The sequence below is a fragment of the Patescibacteria group bacterium genome (assembly GCA_034660655.1).
Lineage (GTDB): Bacteria > Patescibacteriota > Patescibacteriia > JAACEG01 > JAACEG01 > JAACEG01.
This window is the reverse complement of record JAYEJU010000025.1, coordinates 1-4,185: the sequence shown is the minus strand read 5'-3', so window position 1 is coordinate 4,185 and position 4,185 is coordinate 1. Positions and strand designations below refer to the sequence as shown.

Sequence of the window (4,185 nt, the reverse complement as noted above, 5' to 3'; positions counted from 1 at the left end):
TATTTTTTAAAAAGACAAGCATTTATAAAAATTTTAAATTATAAATTTTATGAATTAATTATTTTATATCTGTCATTCCGTGCTTTTTTATTGTCATTCCGTGCTTTTTTATTGTCATTCCGTGCTTTTTTATTGTCATTCCGTGCTTGACACGGAATCTGCTTTATAAATTTGCAGATTTTAAATCAAGTTCAGAATGACAATATTTTTAAAAATAAACATTTTTATTTTTTAATCTATGAATTTGAAAGTGGAAAGGATTTGATCAAAATTATTTTCAACAAAATCCTCTTTGGAAATTTTATTATTCTTATTATAACCAATAAAATCATATGTTAATTCCAAAGTGTCTTGGTTTAATTGAATTAACGCAACGCCTGAACAACCAACGCCTTCTTCATAAAAATACTTATATCCTAATCGTTCTCCAATTTTTATCTCTTTCGCTCCCATTTGGGAAATTATTCTGTTTATTTGATAATTTTTCTTTAAGCTAATATTAACAAAAATATTGCTTTCACCATCAGTTTCTCTTAAATACAACAAATTATTATCAGATACAATTTCTTGTTCAGTAAGACCTAACGGATATTTTATTTCAAACCCAAACTCCTCATTCCGATAAGTCTGCCAGTTGGAAGTATCAGATTGATCTATAAATTTGAAAGTGGAGAGAATTTGATTGTATATAGAATTATCTTTACTTTTATTACAACTTAAATAAATAACAATTTCTTCATTCGTAAAATAAGTATAATTTGTAAAACTTTGAATTCCGTCAACTTCAATTGTTTTAACTATTTGATTTTTATTTTCTTCCATAATTGTAAGATTTTGATTGCCAACCATATTTTTTTGATGCCAATCAGTAAATAAAACATTTTTAAAAGATGGACGCTGTCCTATAGTTATCAAGCAATATTGATTATAATCATTAGGTTCTAATTCTATTAAATTTTTTCTTGGTCCTAATTTATAATTGCTCGGATACTTCATCTCAAACCCAAACTCCTCATTCCGATAGGTCTGCCAGTCGGAAGTGTCGGGTTGGCTTGCTTCATCAGGCATTTTGAAAGCAAATATTTTTTGAAACGCAAAATCGTTTTTCTTTCCACCATCCATATCTTTATCTTCTAAACAATAGTATGGAAATTCTTTTTTATAAACTTCATCAAACTTATATCTTAAAACAGATTTTTTATTTGTAACAAAAATTTTAATAATTTCGTCTTTCTTTGGATATTTTTCTGTTGTGTGATTTGGAAAAAATATAATTAATTCCTTATCTTTAAATTTACCATCAACAACTTTTCCATCAATAAAACCGCAATCCATAGCCATTGAGGCGCCTTCGTAAGAAAAAGTCTGAGAATATCCTTTAGCCTTAAAATCAGCCATTTCACTTATTGTCGGTTGAATTATTTGATTATTAGTTTCATAATTCTGTGTTTTATAATATTCAACAATAAATTTTGCTCCACTGATAATGATTATTGAAGAGCCAACAAAAATAACCAGCGATAAAATGATTTTAGCTGTGATAGAAGACATAAACGGTTTTTGATTGTTTTGTGTGTTTTGTTGCAAGTTCTCCATAAATATAAATTTATTAAATTTTTAACCCTGAATATTCGCGCAAAGTTTTTAAAGTCGCCTGCACAGATTCATTTTCCGTGTTTAATAATTTCACATTTTTGAATTTCTCGGCTAATTTAGTGATCACTTCATCCGCCCATGACGGAGTTAAAACTTCAACTCCATCAAAATTTATTTCAATCAATTCATTTTTGCCTACTTCTTTAATTAACGAAGATCGCATTACTAAAAATGCTTCTCTGCCGGCTGGTCTGGAAATAAGCATATTGCCAAATTTTTTTAATTCAATGCGCATATAATTTTAAAATTTAATAATAGCTAAACAGCCGTTTAAATTTTTAGCCGCATCCTTAATTTTAAAAATTTTATTTATATTAATTTCCGCATTTCCGCTCTTAAATACTAAATTCATTTTTTTATCTTCTATGCTATTTTTAACAAATTTTAATCCATTGCCTCTTCTTTCGGGATATCTAGACGAGATGGTTTTAGTAAACGCAATGCTGAGCGCGTCTTTATGATTGTTTAATTCTGGCTTAACTCTTTGTAAGGTTTTTAAAATTCCTAATCCCCTATCTGCTAATATTATAACACACTTATTATCTAACATTTCATAACCAAAAAAAATTCCCATTACATTTGGCCAATTCCCCAAATTATGATCAAAAGAATTGTTGCCGATTTCGCCAATTATTGCAGACAATAAAAATCTGTTTTTGCTTAATTTTTCATTTTTTGATAAAGCTATTTTCATTTTTTCTAATCTCGCCTGAAAGATATCTCTTGTTTCACAATAATAATTACTCATAATATCAACTTTATCAGATTCAGATGTTATCCAGTCATAGGCTAATTTTTCTATTTTGTTGTTCATTTTAATTTTCTATAAATTTAAAAGTGGAAAGGATTTGATTATAAATATCAATGATTTCTTGTTTAACATTTTCATCAGCAATAGAAATTAATGACAAATCAATAATATATAAATTATCTTTATAAGTTGTATATGTAAAAATTTTTAAATTATTAGAAGAACCTGGCAATGGATATGATATTTTTAGTTGCGTTGACTTTATATTATTAACAAATGTATCATATTCCACAATTAAAGCGTCTCTGTCTGGTATTCCTAATAATTTTTGCTTATCCATTTCTTTTTTAATATCTTTTCCTTTTCCAAAAATAATATCAACTGAAATAGTTACCTGACTATTTTCAAATAAATTTTTTTGACTAACAAAAGGACCAAAAAACAAAGAACGAGACAATACTTTGCGATCTACTGTTTTGCCTATTGTTTTTGCGTGACTTCTAAAACGCCAATCACTTGGAAATTTCATCTCAAACCCAAACTCCTCATTCCGATAAGTCTGCCAATCAGAAGTGTCAATTTTATCTCCACAATCTTCTGGGCAGTTGCATTTGTTTTCTTTAAAATTATTTATTTCTTCGCAAATTCCATTTCCGCAAGGCATACAAGTTAAAAAAGGAGTTCCTGTTAACACTTCACATTCTCCATTATTATTTATTCCATAACTTCCTAATCCTTTTAATCCTGAACAGCAAATATCAGGATAACTAGTTTTGCCTTTTAGATTTTCAGGATTTACGAGTTCACCTTCTTTGCCACAATTTTCAATTTTTTTTTGAAATTCGCATTTACTATTCTCACAAATCGCTTCGCCATTTTTACAATTAAATAAACTAATACAACCAATATTTTTACATTTTTTTTCTAAAACATCATTCCAATATTTTAAATACTTTTTATTGATTCCTGTTTGTATTCCTCCTGATTCACAACCACAACAACGCAATTGTGTTTCAACGCAATCAGAATTTTGATTGCAAATTTTCCAATCATTTGTTAATTCTATTTTTGTAATTTTAGTGTTATTATAATGTTCAATAATTTTATCAACTGGTTTGACCGTCTGATTATCATTTTGTATTTTATAATATTGAATAATAAACTTCATTCCGCTGATGATGATTATTACCGAGCCGAGAAAAATAACCAGCGCTAAAATGATTTTAGCTGTGAGCGAAGACAAAAATGGCTTTTGATTATTTTGCTCTGAATTTTGCTTTTGATCTTGCACAAATTTTTTTTAAAAATCCCCCTTAATTCCTCTTTGTTAAAAGGTGGAATATTTAAAATTGAAAATTAAGTACCCCTTCTAACTCGCCTCCCGTTGTTCAACGGGACAGGCCTACAAGAGGGAGAACTATTTAAAAAATTATAAAATTGGAAATTGCCTGCCCCGTAGTTAAGTCTGAAAGACTTATACTACTGGGGATTAAAAATTGGAAATTGAAAATTGAAAATTAACTATGGGCAGGGGCAAATATTCCAAGCGCCTTCACAGCAACATGGCTGTCCAGGAGGATTTGGCAAAACGCATCCAGGTCCAACACTCGGATACAAGCAATTTTGATATAAATCTTTTACTCCTGCTGTCACTTCTGAAGTATAATCTGTTGCTGTATTAAATCTGCTATGGTTTATAAAAGCTCTTGTTTGAAAAGGAAGAACAGGCGGTTGATTTTCCGCTGTTATCCAATAATCAACAACAGGCGCTACAATCT

General features: G+C 29.0%; 5 protein-coding genes. All 5 read right to left on the bottom strand.

Annotation, left to right across the window (positions count from 1 at the left end):
* Window positions 1–231: 231 nt before the first annotated feature.
* Window positions 232–1,596 (bottom strand): hypothetical protein, encoded by a 1,365-nt coding sequence (locus U9O55_02105; protein MEA2088613.1) that lies wholly within the window; start codon window positions 1,594–1,596, stop codon window positions 232–234.
* A gap of 13 nt (window positions 1,597–1,609) precedes the next feature.
* On the bottom strand, window positions 1,610–1,891 hold the full coding sequence (locus U9O55_02100; GenBank protein MEA2088612.1) for an STAS-like domain-containing protein: 282 nt from the start codon (window positions 1,889–1,891) through the stop codon (window positions 1,610–1,612).
* Between the two features lie 6 nt (window positions 1,892–1,897).
* Complete coding sequence (locus tag U9O55_02095) at window positions 1,898–2,470, bottom strand: hypothetical protein (protein MEA2088611.1); 573 nt, start codon at window positions 2,468–2,470, stop codon at window positions 1,898–1,900.
* Between the two features lies 1 nt (window position 2,471).
* Window positions 2,472–3,698: a hypothetical protein gene (locus tag U9O55_02090; GenBank protein MEA2088610.1), complete on the bottom strand. Its 1,227-nt coding sequence runs from the start codon at window positions 3,696–3,698 to the stop codon at window positions 2,472–2,474.
* A 230-nt stretch (window positions 3,699–3,928) separates the two neighbouring features.
* Window positions 3,929–4,185 (bottom strand): hypothetical protein (locus tag U9O55_02085; GenBank protein MEA2088609.1); only part of this gene is annotated, 257 nt, incomplete at its 5' end.